The following is a 22,869-nucleotide window of genomic DNA, read 5'->3' as shown; positions in this document are numbered from 1 at the left end:
CCGGCGAGTCGCCGTTGGCTCAGTAGTCGAGGAGCAGGGGCTGGCGTTCGTCGCGGGCGCGGCGGGCCAGGGGTAACAGCACGGACAGGCCGTAGCGGGCGACGTCCAGGACGGGAGCGCCGGCGGGGAGCGGGCCCGCCTCGCGAACCTCGTCGCGCCGCGCCTGGTCGGACAGACCCAGGCGGCCGGCGAGCCACTCGAGCTCGCCGACGAGATGGTCGATCCGGCCCATGCCGACGATCTCGCCGTCCGGGCGCTGACCGGCGAACACCTTGGGACCCTCGAAGACCGGCAGCCACCATTCCACGCCGGACAGCAGGGTCACGTACGGCTCGGGATGGGTCGCGGCCGCACGCACCGCCGGGGCGCTCGCCCAGTCGCACGGGTCGTCGGGCTTGCGCGGCCGGGGCAGCCGGCGCGGGGCGTTCGGGCCCCGGCGCGGCTCGATGTCGTACGCGGCAGCGAGCACGATGGCACCGAACGCGTCCCAGTCGGGCTGGTCCGTCCAGTACGGGAGGTCCGCGCCCTCCGGCCAGTCGGCCGCGCAACCCAGCCCGTCGGCCAGGCTGGCCCGCCACTCGCCGACCGCCTTCCGGAGCTCGTCGGGGTCGGTGACCTTGTCCTCCGGGTCCGGCGCGTCCCGGACGATCTGCACGTCGATGCCGTTGTCGCGGCCGTACTGCTGCATGGCAGTCAACCAGTCACCCGCGTAGTACCGGGTCAGTGACCCCACGTACACGTCCAGGCCCATTGCCGCTCCCTTCGCCTGCGACCCAGGATGCGGACCTGACCCGGGCCATCGACGCAGGGGGTCCCATGTGGACGGCCGGGACCGTGTGTTAGTAGTCGAGCAGCAGCGGCTGGCGGGCCTCGTGCGCCTGGTAGGCCAGCGGCAGCAGCACGGACAGGCCGAACCGGGCCACGTCCTCGACCGGCGCGCCGGCTTCCGGCGGCCCGGCGCGGCCGACCTCCTGCCAGTGCGCCTGCCCGGTCAGGCCCAGCCGGCCGGCGAGCAGTTCCAGCTCGGCGACCAACTGCTCCACCGCCGCCATCCGCACCGGCGCGCCGAGCGGGCGGGGCGCCTCGATCACCCAACCGCCGGGCAGCGGCAGCCACCACTCCACACCGGACAGCAGCGTCACGTACGGTTCCGGGTGCGTCGCCGCCGCGACCACGGCAGGCGCGGCGGCCCACTGGCGTGGATCGTCCGGCTCCTGCTGGCTCCAGCCGATCTCGTTCGCGGTCCACGGACGCAGGTCGGGCTCGACCTCGTACGCGGCGGCCAGCACCACCGCGCCGAACCCGTCCCAGTCGGGTTTGTCGGTCCAGTACGGCAGGTCCGGGCGCTCCGCCCAGTCCACCGGGCACTCCAGTCCCTCGGCCAGGCTCGCCCGCCAGGCGCTCACCGCGTCCAGCACCACGCCCGGCGCCGGCGGCTCCTGCGGCGTGTCCCGCATGATCCGCACGGTCATTCCGTTGTGCGCGCCCATCTGCTGCACGATCGTCAACCAGTCGCCGAGGTGGTACCTGGTCAACGACCCGACATACACATCCAGCCCCACGGCTCCACGTTAGTGGTCAGCTGGACAGGAGTTGGGCGCAACGGATCAAGCCCAAATGAGAATATGCCTGGGGATGGTTGCCCAGCGAGCGCTCGGCGATCGGGTCGTACTCCTCGGGCAGCAGCCCGGTCGGTCCGGCGGCGTCCACGATCTGGGCGAACAGGTCCTCGGCCTCGGCCCGGCGGCCGGTGAGCAGGTAGGCCTCGATCATCCAGGCCGCGCACAGGTGGAACCCGCCCTCGTTGCCGGGCAGGCCGTCGTCGCGGTGGTAGCGGTACACGGTCGACCCGCTGCGCAGTTCCGCCTCGATCGCGGTCACCGTGTCGTGGAACCGCTCGTCGCCCGGGTTGATCAACCCGACCATGCCGATCAGCAGGGTGGCCGCGTCCAGGTCGGGTCCGTCGTAGGCGGTCGTGAACGAACGCACGTCCGCGTTCCAGCCCTTGGTCAGCACGTCCTCGGCGATCGCCGCGCGCAGCGGAGCCCAGCCCGGGTCGGCCTCCCGACCGTGCGTCTCGGCCAGCCGGATCGCCCGGTCGATGGTCAGCCAGCACATCACCTTCGAGTACACGTGATGCCGCGGGCGGTGCCGCTCCTCCCAGATGCCGTGGTCGGGCTCCTGCCAGCGCCGGGTGACCGCCTCGGCCATGGCACAGACCATCCGCCAGTCGTCGTCGGTGAGCTTGCCCCGCACCTCCGACAGGGCCGCCACCAGGTCGACCACCGGCCCGAACACGTCCAGCTGCACCTGCTGGTTGGCCAGGTTGCCCACCCGCACCGGGCGCGAGCCCGCGTAGCCGGGCAGCGTGTCGATCACCGCTTCGGGCGGCAGCGTGGTGCCGGCGATCGTGTACAGCGGGTGCAGCAACTCCGGCCCGGGCAGCGTGGTCAGCACCCCGTGCAGCCAGCCGAGGAACGCCTCCGCCTCGGCCGTCGACCCGAGCGACACCAGCGCCTTGGCCGTCATCGACGCGTCCCGCAGCCAGCAGTACCGGTAGTCCCAGTTGCGGATGCCGCCGATCTCCTCCGGCAGCGAGGTCGTGGCCGCGGCCATGATCGCGCCGGTCTCGCTGTGGCACAGCCCGCGCAGGGTGAGCGCCGACCGGGCCACCAGATCCCGCTCGACCTCCGGCAGCGTCAGCGTGGCCAGCCACTCCGACCAGTACGCCGACGCCCGGCCGCGCCGCTCCAGCTCCGGCACCTCGTGCGCGTCCAGGCTGTTCGTGCCGCAACGCAGCTCCAGCACCACCGGCTGCTCGGCGGTCGGCGCCACCACCGCCCGCGCCGTGTCGTGCATGCCGTCCGAGGTGATCTGCCAGGTGACACCGGGGGCGCGCAGCGCCACCGGGTCGGAGGTGCCCCGCACCAGCAGGCCCTCGCCGGTGGCGACCAGCCGGACCTGCACCTGGCCGAACTCCGGCCGGGGCGCGAACTCGATCACCGCGGGCGAGCTGCCCGAGATCACCCGGACCAGGTCGGTGCGGTGCAGGGTCGCGTAGTGATCGAGGTAGTCCGTCACCAGCAGGCCGGACCAGCGGGTCTCCACGGTCATCGTGCCCGGCAGGTAGCGCTGGCCCAGCGGCAGGCCGCCGCGCTCCGGCGTGATCGAGAAACACCCGGCGGACGGCCCGCCGAGCAGGTCGGCGAACACCGCCGCCGAGTCCGGCTCCGGATGGCACAGCCAGGTCAGCCGCGCGTCCGGGGTGAGCAGCGCGACCGACCGCTCGTTGGCCAGCATGGTCAGCCGCTCGATCGGCGGCGCCTGGCCGCCGTAGAGCCAGTTGCGGCGCTCCTCCAACAGGAACGCCAGCGCCATGGCCACCGTGGTGGTGTCCGGGACGCGGAAGCCGGCCAGCGTCTCGCCGCCGCCGACCTTCACCCCGAGGTCGGGACCGGACAGCCGGGCGAACGCCTTCTCGTCGGTGACGTCGTCGCCGAGGAACGCCGCGGCGGTGGCGCCGACCTGGTGGCGCAGCACGTCCAGCGCGCGGCCCTTGTCGGTCTGCACCACGGCCAGCTCGATGACCTGCTTGCCCTCGGTGACCTGCACGCCGGCCCAGGTGCACGGGCCGGACCGAACCGCGCCGGCCACCCGGTCGGCGACCTCCGGCTCGGCGCGCCGGGTGTGCACGGCGATGCTGGCCGGCTTGACCTCCAGGTGCACTCCGGGGCTGTCGGAGGTCAGGCCCTCCAGCTCGTCCTCCAGCCGGCGGTGCAGCTCGCGGGCGGTGTCGTCGAGCGCGTGCACGAAGCCGATGTCGAACTCGGAGCCGTGGCTGCCGACCAGGTGCACCTCGGCGGGCAGCCGGGACAGGGTGGCCAGATCACGCAGCGCCCGCCCGGAGATCACCGCCGTGGTGGTCTCGTGCAGGCCGGCCAGCGACCGCAGTGCCCCGACCGACTCCGGCAGCGGCCGGGCCTGCTCGGGATTCTCCACGATGGGCGCGAGCGTCCCGTCGTAGTCGCAGGCGACCAGCAGGCGCGGGGTGCGGGCGAGCTGGACGATGGCCCGCCGCAGCTCAGGGGTCAGTGCATCTGCGGTCAACGCCGTCTCCCTTGAGATCAGGGCTGGGTTTGCTCCGGTCCCAGGGCCTCGAGGAAGGATCGGGCCCACCGGTCGACGTCATGGGTCAGCACCTGACGTCGTAGTGCGCGCATCCTACGGCGACCCTCGGCGGGATCGATCGCGAGGGCGGCCACCATGGCGTTCTTGACCCCGTCCAGATCGTGCGGGTTCACCAGGAAGGCGCTGGTCAGCTCTGCCGCGGCGCCGGCGAACTCGCTGAGCACCAGCGCGCCGCCCAGATCGTGCCGGCACGCCACGTACTCCTTGCAGACCAGGTTCATGCCGTCCCGCAGCGGGGTCACCAGCATCACGTCGGCCGCCGAGTAGAACGCGGCCAGCTCGTGCCGGTCGATCGACTGGTGCAGGTAGTGCACCACCGGGCGGCCGACCCGGGCGAACTCCCCGTTGATGCGGCTGACCATCCGTTCGATGTCGCTGCGCATCCGCTGGTAGTGCTCGACGCGCTCCCGGCTGGGCGTGGCGAGCTGGATCATCATCACCTCGGCCGGATCCACCCGGCCTTCGGCGAGCAGTTCCTGCAGGGCATAGAGCCGGATGTCGATTCCCTTGGTGTAGTCCAGCCGGTCCACCCCGAGAACGACCTTCTTGGGGTTGCCGAGATCGGCGCGGATCTGCTGGCTGCGCTGGATCACCGGCCGGCTGCGGGCCACCGAGTCCAGGTTCACCGAGTCGATCGAGATCGGGAACGCGCCGACCCGGACCGGGCGGTCGCCGACCTGGACGACGCCGGGCCGGGTGCGCACCCCGACCGTGCCCCGGCTGGGGTCGAGCCCGAGCAGCCTTCGGGCCAGCCACAGGAAGTTCTGCGCGCCACCGGGCCGGTGGAAGCCGACCAGGTCGGCGCCCAGCAGCCCGCGGATGATCTCGGCCCGCCACGGCAGCTGCATGAACAGCTCGGTCGGCGGGAACGGGATGTGCAGGAAGAACCCGATGCGCAGGTCGGGACGCTGCTCGCGGAGCATCGCCGGGACGAGCTGCAGCTGGTAGTCCTGGATCCAGACGATGGCGTCCTGCGCGGCGACCTTGGCGGTGGCGTCGGCGAACCGGTGGTTGACCTTGACGTAGCTGTCCCACCAGGCGCGGTCGAACACCGGCGGCGCGACCACGTCGTGGTAGAGCGGCCAGAGTGTGGCGTTGGAGAAGCCCTCGTAGTAGTCGCGCACCTCGGCGGCGGTCAGCGACACCGCGTGCAGCCAGATGCCCTCGTCCTCGAACGGGTCCACCTCGGCGCCGGCCAGCCCCGGCCAGCCCACCCAGGCGCCACTGTTGTTGCGCAGGAACGAAGCCAGCGCGCTGACCAGGCCGCCCGGGCTGTGCTTCCAGCGCTTCGAGCCGTCCGGAAGCTCCTCGAGATCGACCGGCAGCCGGTTGGCGACCACGACGAACTCGGCCCCGGAACCGTCGCTGCTCACGGTGAACGAGCCCTCCCCGGATTGCCGACCACACGTCCCGGTTCGAGGTTAGTCACTACGGGCGCGGATTGCCTGGTGGTGGAAAGAGGTTCACGCAGTGTTGATCCTCACGGCAGGATGGTGCCCGGTGGAGGGGACCATCCGCAGGAGGGATTCAGGCACATGCGCAGAATCGCTCGACTGACCGCCGTCCCGGTGCTGGCGGTCGTGGCAACCACGGTGTTGTCGGCGCCCGCGTCGGCGACCAGGCCGGATCAGGTGATCGTGTTACCCGGGGCGAGCTCGATGGAGGGCATCGCGGCCGGGGCCGGCAGCACGTTCTACGCCGGCGACCTGTTCCGGGGTGACATCTTCCGCGGCGACGTCCGCCGGGGAACCGCCGAACTGTTCATCGACGCGCCGGACGGGCGCAACGCGGTCGGCATGGTCGCCGACACCCGGCGCAACCTGCTGTTCGTGGCCGGCGGCGGGGGCAAGGGCTACGTCTACGACACCCGCACCCGGGCCACCGTCGCCGAGTACGACTTCGCCGACCCGGCCGCGTCGTTCGTCAACGACGTGGCGCTCACCCCGTTCGGCGCGTACTTCACCGACTCGCGTAACCCGGTCCTGTACTTCGTGCCGGTGGTGCGTGGGGTGCCCGGGGCGTTCCGCACGCTGCCGCTCCGTGGGCCGGCTGCCGAGATCATCGGCGACTTCAACCTCAACGGCATCCAGGCCACGCCGTCCGGACGCACCCTGCTCGTGGCGCACTCCACGCTGGCGCAGGTGATGACCGTCAACCCGGTGACCGGGGCCAGCGCGGTGATCGCCGGGGTGGACGTGCCCAACGTCGACGGGCTGGTGCTGGACGACCGCCGGCTGTGGGCGGTGCAGAACCTGGACAACCTGATCAGTGAGTGGCGGCTGTCCGCCGACCTGTCCAGCGGCCGGCTGGTGGAGACGATCACCAGCCCGGCGTTCGCGGTGCCGACCACGGCGGCGAAGTTCGGCCACCGGCTGGCGGTGGTGAACTCGCACTTCGACACCGGCATCCCGCCGACCGCGCCGCAGTACGAAGTGGTGGTGGTGAAGTCCTGATGCCCGACGACGCGCCGGCCGGCTCGGACCTCTCCCTGGAGCGGATCGAGTTGGCCGCGCGCGTCATCGATCCGGTGTTCCGCAACAGCCCGCAGTATCTGGACGAGACGCTGGGCGCGGCGCTGGGCCGGCGGGTCGTGGTCAAGGTGGAGACCGCGAACCCGTTGCGCAGCTTCAAGGGGCGCGGCACCGACTTCCTGCTTGGGCAGCTTTCCTCGCCAGGGCCCGTGGTGTGCGTGTCGACCGGCAACTTCGGGCAGGGCATCGCCTATGCCGCCCGGTCCCGAGGCATTCCCGCCACCGTGTTCACCCCCACCGGGGTCAGTCCGTCCAAACTGGACAGAATGCGCTCGTTCGGTGCGTCCGTCGTCGCCGTCGCCGACCCCCGTTCGGCCGCCGAGGAGTACGTCGCCGCCGACCCGGCCCGGCTGCTGGTGACCGACGGCCACGACGCGCGCATCGCGGAGGGCGCCGGCACCATCGCCGTCGAACTGCTCGCGGCGCACCGGCCGGACGCCATCGTGGTCCCGGTCGGCGACGGCGCGTTGATCACCGGCATCGCCCGGTGGGTGAAAGACGTGGCCCCGGGAACCCGGATCATCGGCGTGTGCGCCACCGCCGCGCCCGCCATGTTTCATAGTTGGCGCGCCGGCCACCCGGTCCCCACCCCGTCCGGCACCATCGCCGAGGGCATCGCGATCAGCCATCCGATCGCCGAGTCCGTCACCCGGATGCGCACCCTGGTGGATGACATCCTGCTGGTGGACGACGCCGCGATGCTCGCCGCCATGCGGCTGGCCGCCACCACCCTCGGCCTGCTCCTGGAACCCTCCGGCGCCGCCGCCCTGGCGGCCCTCACCGCCCACCCGGTTGCCGCCGACCTGGTCGCCGTGATCCTCACCGGCAGCAACCTCCGCGCCGAACACCTCGACCACCTAAGATGAACCCGCGAGACCCCTCGCCGGTGTAGCTCAATTGGCAGAGCACCCGCCTTGTAAGCGGAAGGTTCCGGGTTCGAGTCCCGCCACCGGCTCCGAGTTCGACAGTGGAAGTGCGTGCGGGGGGCTGCTACCGTGTAGGCGGGCAGCGAGCACGGCTGGCTTGGCCGCGTGTGATCCGCGCCCTTCATTCGAACACCGCCTGGCGATCGCCGGCGTGTGTTCTCCCGTACCCCTTTGGGGAGGAATATCCATGCCAGAAACAATATTCTCGGACAGTCTACATGAGACTGTCAGTGGCCTGCTCGACGTGCGCGACAAGACCGCTTATCTGCGCACGAACGGGTTTCTGCCGGGGCCGGCGGACGTTCGGGTCTCGCTCGCACAGGTGCGTCAGCACGGGCTGCGGGCCGGTGACCATGTGGTGGGCACGGCCGGACTCGGCAACGTGATCTCGGTCGACGGTAACGCGAAATGGCGCTCCCGGCCGCGGTTCGCCGAGCTGACCCCGATTCATCCCCGGGAGCGGCTCCGGTTGGAGAACGGTTCGCCGACCACCCGGGTGATCGACCTCTTCGCGCCCATCGGCAAGGGCCAGCGCGGCCTCATCGTCGCGCCGCCCAAGGTCGGCAAAACCTTGGTGTTACAGGACATCGCCGCGGCGATCACGGCCAACCACCCGGAATGCGCGCTGATGGTGGCGTTGGTGGGGGAGCGGCCCGAAGAGGTGACCGAGATGCGCGAGTCGATCACCGGCGAGGTCGCCGCGTCCACGTTCGACCGGGCGGACCGGGACCACACCGCGGTGGCCGAGCTTGCCGTCGAGCGGGCCAAGCGGCTCGTCGAGCAGGGCCGGGACGTGGTGCTGCTGCTCGACTCGCTGACCCGGCTCGGCCGCGCCTACAACAACATCGCGCCGAACGGCGGCCGGATCCTGGCCGGTGGCATCGATGCCGGCGCGCTGCTGCCGCCGCGGCGGTTCTTCGGCGCCGCGCGCGCGGTCCGCGAGGGCGGCTCGCTCACCATCCTGGCCACGGCGTTGGTGGAGAACGGCTCCCGAATGGACGACAACCTGTTCGAGGAGTTCAAGGGCACCGGCAACATGGAGCTGCGGCTGTCCCGGGCGCTCGCCGACAAGCGCGTCTACCCGGCGATCGACCTGGACGCCTCCGGCACCCGGCGCGAGGAGATCCTGCTCGACCCGCGCGAGCGGGCGCTGGTCTGGCAGCTACGCCGCACGCTCGGTGGACTCGACCGGCAGCAGGCCGTGGAACTGCTGCTGGACAAGATGCGCAACACCCCGTCCAACGCCGCCTTCCTCGGCGAGCTGCGCGCCGCCTGAGACCCCGGCGATCAGTTGGCGCGGCGGGCCTTCCAGTAGCCACAGAACATGATGTGGTTGGGGGGTATGCCGTTGGCGAGCCAGTGGCGGCGGAGGGTGACCGGGAGGGTCGACTCGCCGACGACCCAGCCGTAGCAGGGGCCGTCGGGTAGCGGGGCGGCGGTGGCGGCGGCCAGGGCGGCCCGGCCGGGGGTGTCGGTCGCGGGGTCGCGGACCAGCCAGGTGATGTCGATGCCGGCGGGGGCGGTGAGGGGCTGGCGGTCCTCGGGGCCGGGGATCTCGATGAAGGCCTGGCCGCGGGCGTCGTGCGGCAGGCTGGACAGGATGCCGGCCAGCGCGGGAAGTCCGCTTTCCTCGGTGGCGAAAAGGAACTGGCGCACCAGCGGCGGCGGGTTGAAGCCGATGCCCTCGTCGAGGATCGCCACGGGGTCGCCCTCGGTGCAGGTCTGCGCCCAGGTGGCGGCAGGGCCAGCGGGGTCGTGTACGACGAAGTCGACGTCGAGTTCGGGGCCGTCGGGGCGGTACGCGCGTACCGAGTAGTTCCGCAGGATGGGCCGGTTGGCCTTGGCGACGGTCAGGTACCTCAGGTACGCGGCGGTGGTGAACCGGCGCGGCGCGCGGGACAGCGAGTCGTCCGAGACCGGGAGGAACAGCCGGAACCACTGGTCGAAGCCCATGGGCTCGAACCGGGCGATGTCCCCGCCGCCGAGGGTGACCCGGACGAAGTGCGGCGAGAGGCGTTCGCGACGCAGCACGTGCAGCGTCAGCAGGTCCGGCGTGGCCGGCTTGATCCGGGTGGCGTGCAGGTTCCCCCGCGACATCAGCGGCCCCTTTAGTTAGGTGAGGCGATCCTAACTTAAGCGAGCAGGTGATGTCATGACGGGCCTGGCTCAACCGGGCCGTATTCGACGAGCTGGCCGGCGCCGTGGGGCCGGCACGCTAACCTCCCGGCCGGCCGCCGCGGCGTCGATCGCGGCGACCACCCGGCGGTACCGGGCGGTGGCCGCGGCGGCGCCGGTGTCGATCGACACGATGCCGAACCGGCCGATCTCCAGCGCGCCGAGCATGTAGGCGACCACGCCGGTGCTGCTCGCCGGCTCGTACCGCAGACCCGACCGCTCGAGGGTGGCGATGACCTGCGCCGGGTCCAGCGCCTGGTATTCGGCCCGGTGCAGCCGGTCGGTGGCGAAGTAGGCGCGGGGTCGGCCGGTGGCGTCGAGGTAGCGCCCGGTCACCGGGTCGCAGTCGCCGCCGGCCAGGCCGAGCAGCGTGAAGAACGGCGCGGTGCCGCCGCCCATCCGCAGGTTGATCTCCAACCCGTAGTGGCGCCAGCCCGGGCCGGTGCGGGCGCACAGGAAGTCGACGCTGACGAGCCCGACCACCCCGTGCCCGGCCAGGCTCCGGCCGGCCCGCAGCGCCAGCCGGTGGATCTCGCGGCGGTAGCCGGCCCGGGCCGGGAACCGGCACCCGACGAAGATCTGCCCGCTCGGGCCGGACAGCACCTGGTCGTGTGCCGCGAGCACCCGCACAGCGCCGCCCGGGGCCAGGAGCACCTGAGCCGAGGGCGAGGCGGTCTGCGCCGCCTCGACGAACCGCTCCACCACGGCGCCCATGGCGTCCAGCTTCTCCCGGTACGTCTCCCAGGTGTCCGGCGGCGAGGCGAACTCCGCGCGGGCCGGCAGTTCGCGGCGGATCCACCCGGTCAGTCCGGTCCGGGGCGCGCCGGCGAAGGAGAACAGCACGTTGCCGCCGGCGCCGAAGCTGTCGTTCAGCTTGACCAGCGCGGTGCCGAGGGTGCGGTCCCGGCCGCGCAGTTCGGCCAGCGCGGCCACCACATCGGCCTCGCCGCGCAGATCCTCGATCCCGTCCGCCATCGGGATGCCCGCCTCGGCGAACAGCCGCCGGGAACCGGTCTTGGAGCCCAGCGCCGCGAGGTCCGGGTCCGGGGCGTAGAGCGGGATGCCGAGCCGTACCGCGAGCGCGCGCTCCACCGGCGAACCGTTGAAGGCGAGCAGTACCGCGTCGGCCGGGTCGGGCACCGCCGCCCGGATCGCCTCGACGACATCGGGCCGGCCGAGAACCTTCGCACTCAGCGGGACCGGTGCCCGGCTGCCGCAGTCCAGCATGGTCAGCCGGCGGGTCGCGGCGCCGCCGCACCCCGGCAGGAGGTCCAGGATATAGGCGAGTATTGCGGGTGCGATCGGTTCGCTGGTGACGTAGACGATGTTCGTGCCCGGCCTTCGCAGCCATTGCAGGAATATCAAAAACCTTTCCTCGTAGTGATTGACTCCCGGAATCTTGGCCAGACCGGCGCTGTCCATCGTCATGCTCGGCACGACCACCACCGTGCGCGGCGGTGATCCATGGGTGCCGAACGGTTCCCGGAGCCGGCGTTGAATCACCCGAAAGGAGGCGCGTTCCCCGACATCGTCCATCATGCGTCCCAGATCTCTCGGTAGAAAACCCCCGGCGAAATCATCAGGATAGTGGCGAATCAGGTGCCAGAATTGCCAACTTTCGGGTGACGGTCACCCGGCGTTCGCGTGGTTTGGTAGAAAACGGGGATGCTCATCACCTCCCGGGCGGCGCAGGAGTACCGGGCGATGTTCGACCTCACCGACGCGGACCTGTCGGGGTCGGTGCTGGACTGCTGTGCGGGTGGGTCGAGTTTTGTGGCGGAGTCGGCCGGAAAGCGGGTCATGGCGGTGGATCCGGCGTACCGGCTGGGGCCGGTGGCGCTGGCCGGGCGGGTGTTGGCGGCGCTGGGGGACGGGGAGCGGATGATCGAGGCGCACCGGGACCGGTTCGACTGGAGCTGGTACGGGGATGCGGTGCGGCGTAAGGGAATGCGGGCTGGGGCGGCGCGGGCCTTTCTTGCCGACATCCGGGCGTGGCCGGGCCGGTACGTCGCCGGGGCGCTGCCGGACCTGCCGTTCGCCGACGGCAGCTTCGAGCTGGTGTTGTGCTCGCACCTGCTGTTCACCTGGGCCGACACCCTCGGCGTGGGCTGGCACCGTCGCGCGCTGGCCGAGCTGGTCCGGGTGGCCCGGCGGGAGGTGCGGATCTTTCCACTGGTCGTCGCGGGCAGCGGGGACAGCGTGCCGTTCCTGACGACCCTGCGGGGCGAGCTGCATGCGGGTGGGCACCGGACCCGGCTGCGGGAGGTGGACTACCGGTTCCAGCGCGGCGCCCGGCACATGCTGGTGATCACGCCCCGGTGAGCAGCTCCTCGGTGCGGCGAAGCGCGGGGACCAGGGCGGAGTCCTGGTTGGCCAGCAGGATCACGGTGTGGCCGCGGTCCGGGTAGATGTCGAGCTGTGCCTCGTAGCCGGGCGTGCCGCCGTTGTGGCCGACCACGCGGACCCCGTTCACCTGGCGGTCGCTGAAGCCGTAGCCGTACCGGTCCCGCTCCGCGCCGCCCGGGCGGGGACTGTCCACCTTGCCGGTCAGCACGGTGTCGGTCTGGGCGGGGTCGAGCAGGCGGTGTCCGAGCAGTGCCCCGGCGAAGCGCAGCAGGTCGCCGGCCGTGGAACTGGCCCCGCCTGCCGGGTTGACGATCTGCGGTTCGCCCGCGGTGTCGCTGGGCGTCCCGGTCCGGGGGCCGGGGCCGGGTGGCAGCGGCCGCCCATCCGCGCCGACGAACACGTAACCGTGCGCCATGTCCGGGATCTCGGCGGCCCGGTACGGGTGGAGCCGGGTCTCGGTCATGCCGGCCGGCGCGAGGACCCGCTCCTGGATCCGGTCGGCGTAGGGCGCGCCGGTGACCTTCTCGAGCACCGCGCCGAGCACGACGAAACCGGCGTTGCTGTAGGCGAACCGGGCGCCCGGCTCGAACCGCGGTGGAGTCTCGGCGATCCGCGCCGCCAGGTCGGCGAGGGCGGCCGGCGCGCCGGGCTCGCGCGGCACGTCGCCCAACCCGGCGGTGTGCGTGAGCAGGTGGTGCAGGGTGATCGTGCCGGCGAACCCGGGCAGGTAGCGGTCGACCGGGTCGGTGAACGACAACCGGCCCGTGGCGGCCAGATCCGCGATCGCGACCGCGGTGAACATCTTGCCGAGCGAGGCGATGTTGAACCGGGTCCGGGGTGTGTTGGCGATCCCGCGGTCCCGGTCGGCCATGCCGTAGCCGCGTTCCAGGACGGTCCGCTCGCCACTGCGCACCAGGACCGTGCCGGAGAACTCGCCGGCCGCGGCGCGCTGTTTCAGGAACTCGTCGAGCGTCTGCCAACGGTCGGCCGGCTGCGGTGCTCGCGGGTCCGGCCCGGAACAGCCGGCGACAATCGGCGACATCAGTAATCCTCCCAGAAAAACGCGGCGTCGCATGGTCATTGGCGAATTCCTTTCTGGCTTGGGAAAGGACGCTACGTTAGGGTGGTGTCATGATCCAACTGTTCAACCGATCAGTTGATCGGAGCCGGGTGACCGGGCGATGACGATGCGTCTGCGGCTGGCCGGCCCGGGCGCCGACCTGGTCGCCTTCGGCTGCTCACCGGGCCAGGAGGCGCTGCGCAGCCTGCATGTTCTCAGCGACGTCAAGCATCACCCGCTGCATATCTCGTGGGCGCTGCGCACCAGGGCCCGGCTGCCCGCCGGGCTGCGCGAGGCCGTCGAAAAATATGCGTTCTGGTATCTCGACCGGCCGTTGGTATTTCGGGAGATCTGGCCGGCGGACGATATCCGGACCTGGCCGGAAGAATTGTCCGCGTTGCGCGGCGCGCCGGTGGAACAGTTCGCCGAACAGTTGACCCACGGCGCGCTGCTGGAGCGGATGCTCGGCCGCCGGGTTCCGCTGGCCGAGTTTCTGGGCAGCGCCGAACTGCGCGCGGCGGCCCTGGCCCGGGTCGAGTCCCGGCACGCCCCGTCGGTGCCGGTGCTGCGCGAACTGCTCGACGATCCGGAGCGCTGCCGGGCGGCCTTCGCCGATTTTCTGGCCGAGTACTGGGAAAGCTGCCTCGCGCCGGAGTGGCCGGGCCTGCAGACCCGGCTGCGCGAGGACATCGCCCGTCGCGGCCGCGCGGTGTCCCGCCGGGGCCTGGCCTGGATGCTGGCCGACCTGTCCCCGCACGTGCGGGTCGATCCGGACACCGGCGACGTGCTGATCGCGCCGCCCCGGCCGGGCCGCGAGGGCGCCCCGCTCGACCTGCACCTCACCGAGGCGGACCAGATTCTGTTGGTGCCGTCGCACTTCGTCTGGCCCGAGCTGGTCACCGTGGCCCAGCGGGATCCGCGCGACGGGCGGAGCCGGACCACCGTGCTGGTCTGCTACGCGCTGGCCGAGATGCAGCGCGAGGGCCGGGCGCCGGTGCCGCCCGAGCATCTGTTGAAGCTGCTGCGTTCCGCCGGGGACGCCACCCGCCTGCAGGTGCTGCAACTGCTGGCCCAGCGGCCCCGGTCCACCCGGGAGATCGCCGGTCTGATCGGGCTGACCGAGGCGGCGATCTCCAAGCACCTCAAGCTCCTTGCCGACGCCGGGTGGGTCCGGCCGCAGCGGCAGAGCTACTACGTCTACTACGGACTGGCCCGGGACTCGATCGCCGACCTGTCCGAGGGGCTGGCCCAGATGTTGGGTTGAGCGCTACGCCGTGTCGACGTCGAAATCCAGGCTCAGGTCCAGACCGGGGGCGCCGTCGAGCGCGCCGATGTAGCGGATGGCGAAGGCGTCCTCGTCGGTGAAGGAGACCTTGAGGACGAGATCCTCCCGCACGAGGACGAAGTGCTCCTGAGCGCTCTGCCGGTCCGGCAGCACGCCGTAGGCGCGGAACACGGAGCCGTCGGTGACCGCGAACAGCGCCTTGTAGAGCGCGTTCTTCGCGGCCTGGCCGGCCTGCTCGCTCCAGGCGTCGAGCTGCTCGGTGCCGTCGGTGAGCCGGTAGTTCTTCGCCATGGGAGGTCCTCACGTAGTTGGTTTTTTGAAGCTACTTAAAGGATAAAGGGCTAAGTTGCGTCACGCAACTAAATGGGTTCTTCTGTCGTGCTCTGCGAAACAACAAGGGCCGCACCCGTTGCGGGTGCGGCCCTTGGTTGGCGTGGACGCGATTTACGCGGCCGGAATTCTCCGTAGCGGGGTGCTGGTGGCATTGACCGGTAGCGGGGCCCCGTAGCTGACGTCGACGCCCCGATCCCGGGCGGCCCGCACGATCGCCGGCACCGCGCGTTCGGCGAGCGCGCCGATGGTGAGCGCCGGGTTGACGGTGACGCCGGTCGGCACCGCCGACCCGTCGGTGACGAAGATCCCCGGGTGACCGCGTAACTCGTGCCGGTCGTCCAGCGCGGAGGTCGCCGGATCGTCGCCGATGCGGCAGGACGACAGCGGGTGCACCGTGTACGCGCCGACCACGTCGTTGGTCCACGGCGTCACCTTGGCCAGCCCGTCCTTTTCCAGGATCTCCTTGCACGCGGCGTCCGCTTCGGCCCAGCCGCGCAGGGTTTCCGGGGTCGGGTCGTAGCGCAGCGGCCCGCGGCCGAGCATCTGCTGGGAGAGCCGGATCGCGTTACCGGTCGGCGGCGGCGGACCGAAGACGCCCTCGTTGTTGTCCTCGGTCATCTGGAAGATGATCAGCCAGTCCTGCCAGCGCTTGAGCATCTCCTTCTTCTCCTTGCCGAACCAGGTCGGTCCGGTGGCGTCCGGCGCCTGCGCGAGGATCGTGCCCAGGCCGGGCGGGAAGTACAGCTGCTCGAGGGAGAACCGGCTGAACTCGGGCCGGGCCGGGTCCAGGTAGTCCCAGCAGGCCACCACCGGACCCTTGCCGATCTGGTTGGCCCGGTAGCCGACGCCCTCGGCCCGGGACAGCCCGAGCACCTCGCGGACCTTGTCGTCGTCGAACACCGCGGTGTTGAGCCGCTCGCCGTTGCCGGAGAAGTACCGGCCGACACCGTGCGGCATCGGGCCGAGATCCGCCTCGGACCGCTGCAGGATCGGCGGTGTGGCCCCGGCGCCCGCGGCGACGATCACGATCTTGGCGTCGATCGCGGCCTCGTCGTGCAGGATGCGGTAGTCCAGCTCGTCGACGATCCGGTAGTGCACCCGGAAGCCGCCGTCGTCGGTCTTCGCGATCCGCTGCACCTCGTGCAACGGCCGGATCTCCGCGCCGTGCGCGACGGCGCCGGGCAGGTAGCTGAACAGCAGGGAGCGCTTGGCATCGAACCGGCAGCCGGCCATCATCCAGTTGCAGTTCACGCACTTGCTGTTGTCCACCCCGACCGGAACCGGGTTCGCGGTGTGCCCGGAGTGGTCGCACGCCGCGGCCCACAGCCCGCCGGCGTAGGTCACGTCGTTCCAGGTCTGCTGGGTGACCGGCATGGCCTCGGAGATCCGGTCGTACCAGGGATCCAGGGTGTCCCGGTTGATCGCCGCCGGCCAGAGCCGCTTGCCGGTGCCGCCGGTCCGCTCGAAGACGAACCGCGGCGCGCGGGGCAGCGCGGCGAAGTAGACCACGCTGCCGCCGCCGACGCAGTTGCCGCCGAGCACGCTCATCCCGTCGCCGGCGACGAAGTCGAACACCCGGGTGTAGGACGAGCCGAGCAGGTAGTCGTGGTCGAAGTCGTTGGCGTCCAACCACGGCCCGCGCTCCAGGATGGTGACCTTGGCGCCGCCGGCCGCGAGGTAGTACGCCGCGATCGAGCCGCCGAAGCCACTGCCGATCACGAGCACGTCGGTGCGTTCGGTCGCGGTCATGCCAGGCTCCCCCACTCGTTGGTGTCCGGATGACGCTTGGCCAGCTCGATGCCGTAGGAGTACTCGGGGAAGCGGTACAGCCCGTCCTCGCCCGGCCGGGCGTAGCCCATGGCCAGCAGACCGGGATGGCCGGCGTCGAACGCGTCCTTCGTGTGCATGTGCGGGGCCACGTCGAAGGACATGTTGCAGAACAGCGCGAGCAGCACCCAGCCGTCCTTCTCCGGGTGCCCGGGCGCGGTCAGGATCTCGATCAGCGCCGCACGGTCCGAATAGGACAGTGCGACGAAGGCGGGCAGCGAGCCGTCCAGCTCCAGCCCGCGCTCGTCCGCATAGGTCTTGGCGTGCCCGTTCAGCGCGATGGCCAGGTAGGGCAGGCCGACGGCCACCCCGGCGGCCGGGTCGTGCAGCAGTTCGAGCGCGCCGGCCGCCACCGCCCCGCCGCCCTCCGAGACGCCGGCGATCGCGTGATCATCGTCGGCGCGCTTCTCGCCCGGAATGATCGTGTCGGCGAACGCCTCCAACGTCATGGTCTTCGTCTGCTCTTCGTCCAGCGGACCCGATTGCAAAGTGGCACCTCCGGCCTGGAGTGCGTATCGACACCAGGATGCAAATCGGGGCGGGGTGCTGTCTTCTTCGCCCGTGCCGGGATGTGCTCGTCGGCGCGCACGGTCACTTCGGTGCGGAGCGGCGGTTGCGGTTGGCCGGGCGGCGGCCGGCCGGGTCGGGGCGCTGCCGGCGGCGGCGGCCGGCCCTGCGTGCCACGGCCAGGTTGTGCGGCGCGCCGGCGCGGGTGTCCGTTACTCGGTGCATGACCACGATACTCATCGCTTCACCTCGCAGGTTGTATGACGACACCTACGACGGTAAGGCGAGTGAGTTCGGTGAAACAACCTACAGATTGCTATCCAGGCAACCGGAAGATCCGGGTGAACGACACCAGCAGCGCGGGATCGCCCCCGACCCGCACACTGCCGGTAGCCACCGCCTCGGCCGGGTCGAACTCACCGGAGAGCAGGTGCATCACCGGAAGCACCGGCTCGAGCATCAGATCGGCGCCCTTCGACCGGCTGTCAACGGAGATGTGCAGCATCGCGCCGGAAACCCGGACCTGCACGACCTCCGTGCCGACCTGGATGTCGATGCGCATGGCGATGCCCTCGGCCGCATCCGGCTGGAACGCCACCCGCAGCGCGGAGACGAGCGACTCGGTCGTGATGACCTCGTCCGGCCGGGCGGTACCGAGCGACCGCGCGCCCCACCGGCCGAGCCGCACGATGATCTCGTCCAACTCCTGGCCGTACTCGGTCAGCTGGTACACCAACTCGTTGTCCGGACCCGGCACCGACCACACGATCGCGGTGCGCTCCAGTTCCCGTAGCCGGGCGCCGAGCGCCTCGGCCGGAATCCTCGGCAGCCCCACCCGTAGCTCGGCCTCGCTCTTCGGGGCGACCAGCAGGTTCCGGACGATCATCAACGCCCATCGCTCGCCGAGAATCTCCAGGGCCCGGCCCACCACGCAGAACTGCCCGTAGGTACGGCGGGTCATCGACTCAAGCTCGGACAGCGCCGACTCCAGCTGGGCCGGGGTGAGCTCGTCGACGAGCAGGTCGTCAGCGCCGGACTCGGCGCCGGCCGGCGGCCGCGTCGTCGTGAGCTGGAACCGGTCCCCGGCTATCGTCACGCCTCGGTGGTCCACCACCAGTTTCCAGCGCGGTCCGCACACATGACCACATCCCAACACGTTGGTACGACGGGTCTGTCAACGGTCCCAGAAAGCCGGTTCGCCGAGGAGTTAGCCGGCCACGGCCAAAACATGAATTGCTCACCGGCCGGCCATGAGCTGCTCACGCGTCTTGTCCACATTGACAAAGGTCGGACAAGAACATGCGTGTTTTGTGGAGTCAACAGCCGGGTCGGCTAGGTTCGGGTGCATGCCGAACCCGGTGGCAGAGCGTACTTCACGGCTTGGTTTCGCCGTCGAGGTGGTCGGGTTCGAGTTACGGCCGGCCGCCGCGCAGGACGAGATCGAGCACCGGCTGCGCACCGTGGTCACCGGGACGCTGGGCGATGTCCGGGTCGACGCCGGCCGGGCCGACGGCACCGACATCGGCGGCGCGCGGCTGACCGTGGTGCTGCCCGACGAGGTGGATCCCGCCCGGACACTGCCCGGCCTGCTGATGGCGACGGCGAACCGGCTCGCGGCCGACAACCTCCGGTTCCCCGACCGGATGCGGCTGCGGATGGCGATCGGCGCCGGCAGTGGGCGGCTCGACCGGCTGCTGGGCAGCGACCCGCTGTGGCTGGCCATGGCCCGCAACCCCGAGGCCAATGTGGTGGTGTTGCTGTCCGCCGCACTGCACGAGAACGTGGCCCGGCCCGGCCCGCCCGACCCGGCGCTCGGCCGGTTGCACCGGGCCGACCCGAGCCCCGGCGCCGCCTGGCTGTGGATCGGACCCGATCAGACGGTCCGGTAGGCCCGGATGATGGTCTGCTCGACCGTGTTCCCGGCCGCGTCGGCCGCCCGGGCGCGCAGCGACACGTAGTGCGCGCCGCGTGGGTGGTCGATCCGTGCGGTGGCGGTGGGATCGGGGCCGCGGGTGACCGGCGCCGGCCGCCAGGTCCGGCCGTCGTCGAAGGAGACCTCCACGGCGAGGTCCGCCACCGCAGCCGGCGGGGCGGTGACCTGACGCTGCACGGTGATTGGCAGTTCCACCGTGTTCGCGCGGATCTCGTTGCGGGCGTTGAGGTTCGGCGGCGCGAACCGCACCGTCAGCAGCGGCAGCCCGTTGCCCTCCTTGTCCTTGCCGGCGGTCTTCGGATCGGGTGGGTCCGGCGGGCGAGCCGAGGTGAACGTCCAGACGCAGGAGATCCTGGTGGAGAACCGGGACACGCCGTCCCGGCGGGCCTGGGACTCCAGCCGGTAGCGGGCCGGTTCCGGGGGCACCTCGAACTGTCCCCGGCCGGCCTGCGTGCTCTCGCCGACCAGGACGCCGTCCCGGTACAGCGCGGTCGACCCGGAGTCCAGTTCGGACTCACCGATGTGGGTCGGCTCGCCGTCGGCGTACATCGGGATGTTGAACGCGAGCAGGTTGTCGAACCGGCTGGCGTACTCGTTCTCGGCGTTGAAGCCGGGCCCGAACACCGCCGTGTTCCAACTCTCCACAGCGGACTGTCCGGGTTGGTGGTCGACCACGCCGCCGGTGAGCACCGTCTCGGTGTGCACCACCTTCTTCACCAGCCGCCACTGCTGGAACTCCGCCGACCAGACCAGCCCGTCGGTGTTGTGGAACTCGGTGCGCTCCAACGGCAGGGTGAACCCGAACCCGTGCCCGGTGCCGACACCGAACTCCGGCTCGCGGACGAGCCACACCTTGGTGGCGCTCCTGCCGTTGGCCTGCGCCCGGTAGGTGGTCTGCACCCGCGCCAGGTCCGCATCGGCGATGTGCCGGACGAACCCGGTCGGCAGCGACCCGTAGCCGAACCAGACCAGGTTGTAGGTCACGGTGCTGACGGCCGGTTCGCCGACCGCCCACATCCCGCCGATGTCGGCGATCAACTCGTTGCGCGGCAACGGATCCCCGACCTGGCCGATCTGGATCCGGTCGAACGTGTCGCCGAGCACCCCGGTGAACAGCGTGCCCTCATTGGTGAACCGGCCGTAGCCGGCGCTGACAACCCGGTCGCGTACCCCGGGCCGGTCGAACGTGACCGTGATCGGCCGGGCGGCGCGCGCGTCCAGCACCACGGTGGTGTCCGCGGTGACGTCCACGGTGGGCATCGTCACCTTGCCGGAGTCGAACCCGGTGCCGTCCGGGCGGGCCGTGGCGATCGTGCCGTCCAGGTGATAGCGGCCGGCGCGGACCCGCAGCGTCCCGGATCCGCCGATGCCGGGCACCGGCCGATACCGGTACCGGTCCACCCCGAACACGAGCGAGAAGTGCAGATCGGTCGGCGTTCCGGTGGCGTCCACCGGCCGCAGGGTCAGGTCGTAGCTCTCCGGTTCGCGGTCCACCGCGACCGGCGTTGACACCCGGATCCCGCCGTCCACCGCCAGAATGTGGGCGCTGAACGTGCCCTCGGCCGCCTGCACCGCGGTGTCCGCGGTGATCGTGACGGTGGCCGAGCCGCCGGCCGGCACGGTGATCTCGCCCGCGGACAGCCGGAACAGGCCGTCCGGCACCGGCGTGCCGTCCGGGCCGTGGGTGGCCAGCGACAGCCGCAGCGTCCGGGCCGCCGGGCCGGTGTTGTGGTAGGTGACGGTCCGGTCCGCCGGAGTGTCGTCCTGGTGCGGCCAGGTCGTCCGGCCGAACGAGACGGCCGCCGGCTCGGTGTAGAGGTGCTGCCGGACCGCGCGTGCCACGTCCACCCGTCCGGCGCCCTGCTGGTAGCCGTCGGGTGACTCGAGCGGCGCCGCCGAAGCCATCAGCGCCGCCTTGAGCCGCGCGCCCGGCCAGTCCGGATGCTGCCCGGCCAGGATCGCCGCCGCCCCGGCCACGTGCGGCGTGGCCATCGAGGTGCCGGTCAGTTCGGTGTACCGCTCGCCGCGCTTGCCCAGCGTGGAGAACCGGGACCGGGCCGCCATGATCGCGACGCCGGGCGCGAGGATCTCCGGTTTGAGCGCCGCGTCGTGCACCCGGGGGCCGCGCCCGGAGAACCCGGCGAGCACGTCCTCGTCGTCCACCGCACCGACCGCCAGCGCGGCGTCCGCGCTGGCCGGTGAGGACACGGTTTCCGCGCCGTACCCGCCGTCGTTGCCGGCAGCGATCACGAACAGCGTGCCGTGCGCGGCGGACAGCCGGTTCACCGCGACCTCGAGCGGATCCTCGCCTGCGGTGTCCGGTCCGCCCAGGCTGAGGTTGACCACCTTCGCTCCGGACGCCACCGCCCATTCCATCCCGGCCAGGATGGCCGACTCCGGGCAGCCGCCGCCGGTGCACACCTTGCCGATCAGCAGCGTCGCGCCCGGGGCGACACCGGTGAACCGCCCGTCCGAGGCCCGGCCGCTGCCGGCGATCGTGGCCGCGACGTGGGTGCCGTGGCCGACCAGGTCGTGGCTGTCCGGGTCGGTGGTGAAGTTGCGGATGCCGGCCAGCCGCCTGCGGAAGTCCGGGTGCGTGTCGTCGATTCCGGTGTCCAGCACGGCAACCGGGACGCCGGCGCCGGTGAAACCCTTGCGCCACGCGGCGGGTGCGCCGATCTGCCGGACGCTGTGGTCCAGGCTGGGCCGGCGCAGCCCGTCCAGCCAGATCCGGCTCGCGTCGCGGTTGGCGGCCCAGAAGTCGGCCGTGCTCTCCTTGGGCTGCCGCACCGCCACGGCGTCCACAGTGGACAGCGTCTGGGTGACCGTGGCGCCCCCGGCGGTCAGCGCGCCCGGCCCGCCGCGCACGATCAGCGGCAGGTCGGACCTTCCGGCGTCGCCGAACCCGTCCCGCAGCAGGGCGGCGACATCGAACAGGCGCCGGTCGAGCCGGCCCGCGTTCAGCGCGGCCCAGGCATCGTTCGGCACCACCTGCAGTTCCTCGCCGGTGGCCGAGGTGGCGAAGTGGACGTGCTCGCGACCCGGGCCCGGCGCGACCTCGGGCACCAGCCGGGCGCCGACCCGCCGCACGGTGACGTGGTCGCCGCTGATCAAGGTGACCGCGCCGAGGTATTCGCTGCCCGGTCGCGCGGCCGGCGCGGCCGCTGCCGCGACCGGCGGCACCGCCAGGACTCCCAGGGCGGCGGCGGTCAGGATCGTGAGCAGTTTCCGTGTCACCGCGCGCCTCCAAACCCCGCAGCCCTGTCACTCAATCAAGTGCAGGCGTTCACGCGGCGTCAAGAGCCGAAGGGAGGTTGCGGTCTCAGGGCGCGAGCCGCCGGGCCACGGCGCGCGTCACCGGCCACTCCGGCGCCTCCTGTACGCACCGGGCGAACAGCCAGAGCCGGACCCGCTCCGGGTCCAGGCCGGTCAGCCCGGCCATCCGGTCGGCCAGCCCGGCCGGGTCGGCGTAGAGCCGGTCCTCGCAGTTCAGCATGTGCTGCAGCACGTCGTAGGCGGGGTCGCCGAGGTAGGGCTTCGGGTCGATCACCAGCCACGGCTCCCGCTCGGCGGCCAGGATGTTTGCCCCGTGCACGTCCGTGCCCAGCAGCACGGTGGAGTCCGCCGTCCGGGGCAGCGACCGGAACAGCGCGATGCCGGCCCTGGCCACCCCGGGGTCGAGCACCTCCGGTGCGGCCGCGTACTTCTCCTCGAACTCGGCCGCCCACAGGTCGCACATCTCGTGCAGCGGCCGAAAT

Annotated in this window: 20 protein-coding genes and 1 tRNA gene; 7 read left to right on the top strand and 14 right to left on the bottom strand. The window is 71.6% G+C overall.

The window, feature by feature from the left end:
• Positions 1–19 precede the first annotated feature (19 nt).
• The 4 genes from VFO68_RS18770 to VFO68_RS18755 all read right to left on the bottom strand — a co-directional run bounded on the left by VFO68_RS18770 (position 20) and on the right by VFO68_RS18755 (position 5,561).
• Positions 20–751, bottom strand: coding sequence for a hypothetical protein (locus tag VFO68_RS18770; RefSeq protein WP_325159612.1), 732 nt, complete (start codon positions 749–751; stop codon positions 20–22).
• Between the two features lie 88 nt (positions 752–839).
• Complete coding sequence (locus VFO68_RS18765; protein WP_325159611.1) at positions 840–1,562, bottom strand: hypothetical protein; 723 nt, start codon at positions 1,560–1,562, stop codon at positions 840–842.
• A gap of 16 nt (positions 1,563–1,578) precedes the next feature.
• On the bottom strand, positions 1,579–4,107 hold the full coding sequence (otsB, locus tag VFO68_RS18760; RefSeq protein WP_325159610.1) for a trehalose-phosphatase: 2,529 nt from the start codon (positions 4,105–4,107) through the stop codon (positions 1,579–1,581).
• A gap of 17 nt (positions 4,108–4,124) precedes the next feature.
• Positions 4,125–5,561: a trehalose-6-phosphate synthase gene (locus VFO68_RS18755; RefSeq protein WP_325159609.1), complete on the bottom strand. Its 1,437-nt coding sequence runs from the start codon at positions 5,559–5,561 to the stop codon at positions 4,125–4,127.
• Positions 5,562–5,723: 162 nt separating this feature from the next.
• On the opposite strand from VFO68_RS18755, the gene VFO68_RS18750 reads away from it, so the two are divergent.
• The 4 genes from VFO68_RS18750 to rho all read left to right on the top strand — a co-directional run bounded on the left by VFO68_RS18750 (position 5,724) and on the right by rho (position 8,921).
• Complete coding sequence (locus VFO68_RS18750) at positions 5,724–6,641, top strand: hypothetical protein (RefSeq protein WP_325159608.1); 918 nt, start codon at positions 5,724–5,726, stop codon at positions 6,639–6,641.
• Entirely contained in the window at positions 6,641–7,585 is a 945-nt protein-coding gene (locus VFO68_RS18745) for a threonine ammonia-lyase (RefSeq protein WP_325159607.1), read from the top strand. The genes VFO68_RS18750 and VFO68_RS18745 overlap by 1 nt, the downstream gene beginning before the upstream one ends.
• 16 nt (positions 7,586–7,601) lie before the next feature.
• Positions 7,602–7,674 (top strand) — tRNA-Thr (locus VFO68_RS18740).
• 215 nt (positions 7,675–7,889) lie between these two features.
• Positions 7,890–8,921 (top strand): transcription termination factor Rho, encoded by a 1,032-nt coding sequence (gene rho / locus VFO68_RS18735; RefSeq protein WP_422652904.1) that lies wholly within the window; start codon positions 7,890–7,892, stop codon positions 8,919–8,921.
• A gap of 11 nt (positions 8,922–8,932) precedes the next feature.
• On the opposite strand, the gene VFO68_RS18730 is transcribed toward rho, so the two are convergent.
• Together VFO68_RS18730 and VFO68_RS18725 are read right to left on the bottom strand one after the other, a co-directional pair.
• On the bottom strand, positions 8,933–9,742 hold the full coding sequence (locus tag VFO68_RS18730; RefSeq protein ID WP_325159605.1) for a siderophore-interacting protein: 810 nt from the start codon (positions 9,740–9,742) through the stop codon (positions 8,933–8,935).
• Between the two features lie 69 nt (positions 9,743–9,811).
• Positions 9,812–11,248, bottom strand: a complete 1,437-nt coding sequence (locus VFO68_RS18725; protein WP_325159614.1) for a peptide ligase PGM1-related protein — start codon at positions 11,246–11,248, stop codon at positions 9,812–9,814.
• 237 nt (positions 11,249–11,485) lie between these two features.
• On the opposite strand from VFO68_RS18725, the gene VFO68_RS18720 reads away from it, so the two are divergent.
• Positions 11,486–12,142 carry a methyltransferase domain-containing protein gene (locus VFO68_RS18720; protein WP_325159604.1) on the top strand — a complete coding sequence of 219 codons (657 nt, stop codon included), beginning with the start codon at positions 11,486–11,488 and terminating at the stop codon, positions 12,140–12,142.
• On the opposite strand, the gene VFO68_RS18715 is transcribed toward VFO68_RS18720, so the two are convergent.
• A complete protein-coding gene (locus VFO68_RS18715; RefSeq protein ID WP_325159603.1) occupies positions 12,129–13,208 on the bottom strand; it encodes a serine hydrolase domain-containing protein in 1,080 nt (359 codons plus the stop codon). The two genes, VFO68_RS18720 and VFO68_RS18715, sit on opposite strands and share 14 nt — an antisense overlap.
• Before the next feature lie 139 nt (positions 13,209–13,347).
• Between VFO68_RS18715 and VFO68_RS18710 the strand changes: the two genes are divergently transcribed.
• A complete protein-coding gene (locus VFO68_RS18710) occupies positions 13,348–14,490 on the top strand; it encodes an ArsR/SmtB family transcription factor (protein ID WP_325159602.1) in 1,143 nt (380 codons plus the stop codon).
• A 3-nt stretch (positions 14,491–14,493) separates the two neighbouring features.
• Here VFO68_RS18710 and VFO68_RS18705 read toward each other — a convergent pair whose 3' ends face one another.
• The 5 genes from VFO68_RS18705 to VFO68_RS18685 form a co-directional block, all read right to left on the bottom strand.
• Positions 14,494–14,802 (bottom strand): DUF6235 family protein, encoded by a 309-nt coding sequence (locus tag VFO68_RS18705; protein WP_325159601.1) that lies wholly within the window; start codon positions 14,800–14,802, stop codon positions 14,494–14,496.
• A gap of 153 nt (positions 14,803–14,955) precedes the next feature.
• A complete protein-coding gene (locus tag VFO68_RS18700; RefSeq protein ID WP_325159600.1) occupies positions 14,956–16,593 on the bottom strand; it encodes a GMC family oxidoreductase in 1,638 nt (545 codons plus the stop codon).
• Positions 16,590–17,144 carry a DUF5987 family protein gene (locus tag VFO68_RS18695; RefSeq protein WP_325159613.1) on the bottom strand — a complete coding sequence of 185 codons (555 nt, stop codon included), beginning with the start codon at positions 17,142–17,144 and terminating at the stop codon, positions 16,590–16,592. Before VFO68_RS18695 ends, VFO68_RS18700 begins: the two co-directional genes overlap by 4 nt.
• 118 nt (positions 17,145–17,262) lie before the next feature.
• A complete protein-coding gene (locus VFO68_RS18690; protein ID WP_325159599.1) occupies positions 17,263–17,418 on the bottom strand; it encodes a hypothetical protein in 156 nt (51 codons plus the stop codon).
• Between the two features lie 76 nt (positions 17,419–17,494).
• Positions 17,495–18,274, bottom strand: a complete 780-nt coding sequence (locus tag VFO68_RS18685) for a helix-turn-helix domain-containing protein (protein WP_325159598.1) — start codon at positions 18,272–18,274, stop codon at positions 17,495–17,497.
• A 262-nt stretch (positions 18,275–18,536) separates the two neighbouring features.
• Here VFO68_RS18685 and VFO68_RS18680 point away from each other — a divergent pair, with 262 nt between their 5' ends.
• A complete protein-coding gene (locus VFO68_RS18680) occupies positions 18,537–19,067 on the top strand; it encodes a hypothetical protein (RefSeq protein ID WP_325159597.1) in 531 nt (176 codons plus the stop codon).
• On the opposite strand, the gene VFO68_RS18675 is transcribed toward VFO68_RS18680, so the two are convergent.
• Complete coding sequence (locus VFO68_RS18675; RefSeq protein WP_325159596.1) at positions 19,052–22,348, bottom strand: S8 family serine peptidase; 3,297 nt, start codon at positions 22,346–22,348, stop codon at positions 19,052–19,054. The two genes, VFO68_RS18680 and VFO68_RS18675, sit on opposite strands and share 16 nt — an antisense overlap.
• 85 nt (positions 22,349–22,433) lie before the next feature.
• On the bottom strand, positions 22,434–22,869 hold a 436-nt coding region (locus VFO68_RS18670; protein WP_325159595.1), incomplete at its 5' end, for an aminoglycoside phosphotransferase family protein.

The organism is Actinophytocola sp. (genome assembly GCF_035712165.1).
Taxonomy (GTDB): Bacteria; Actinomycetota; Actinomycetes; order Mycobacteriales; family Pseudonocardiaceae; genus DASYTH01.
The sequence above is the reverse complement of the archived record's forward strand: the minus strand, read 5'-3'. Positions and strand labels throughout refer to the sequence as shown.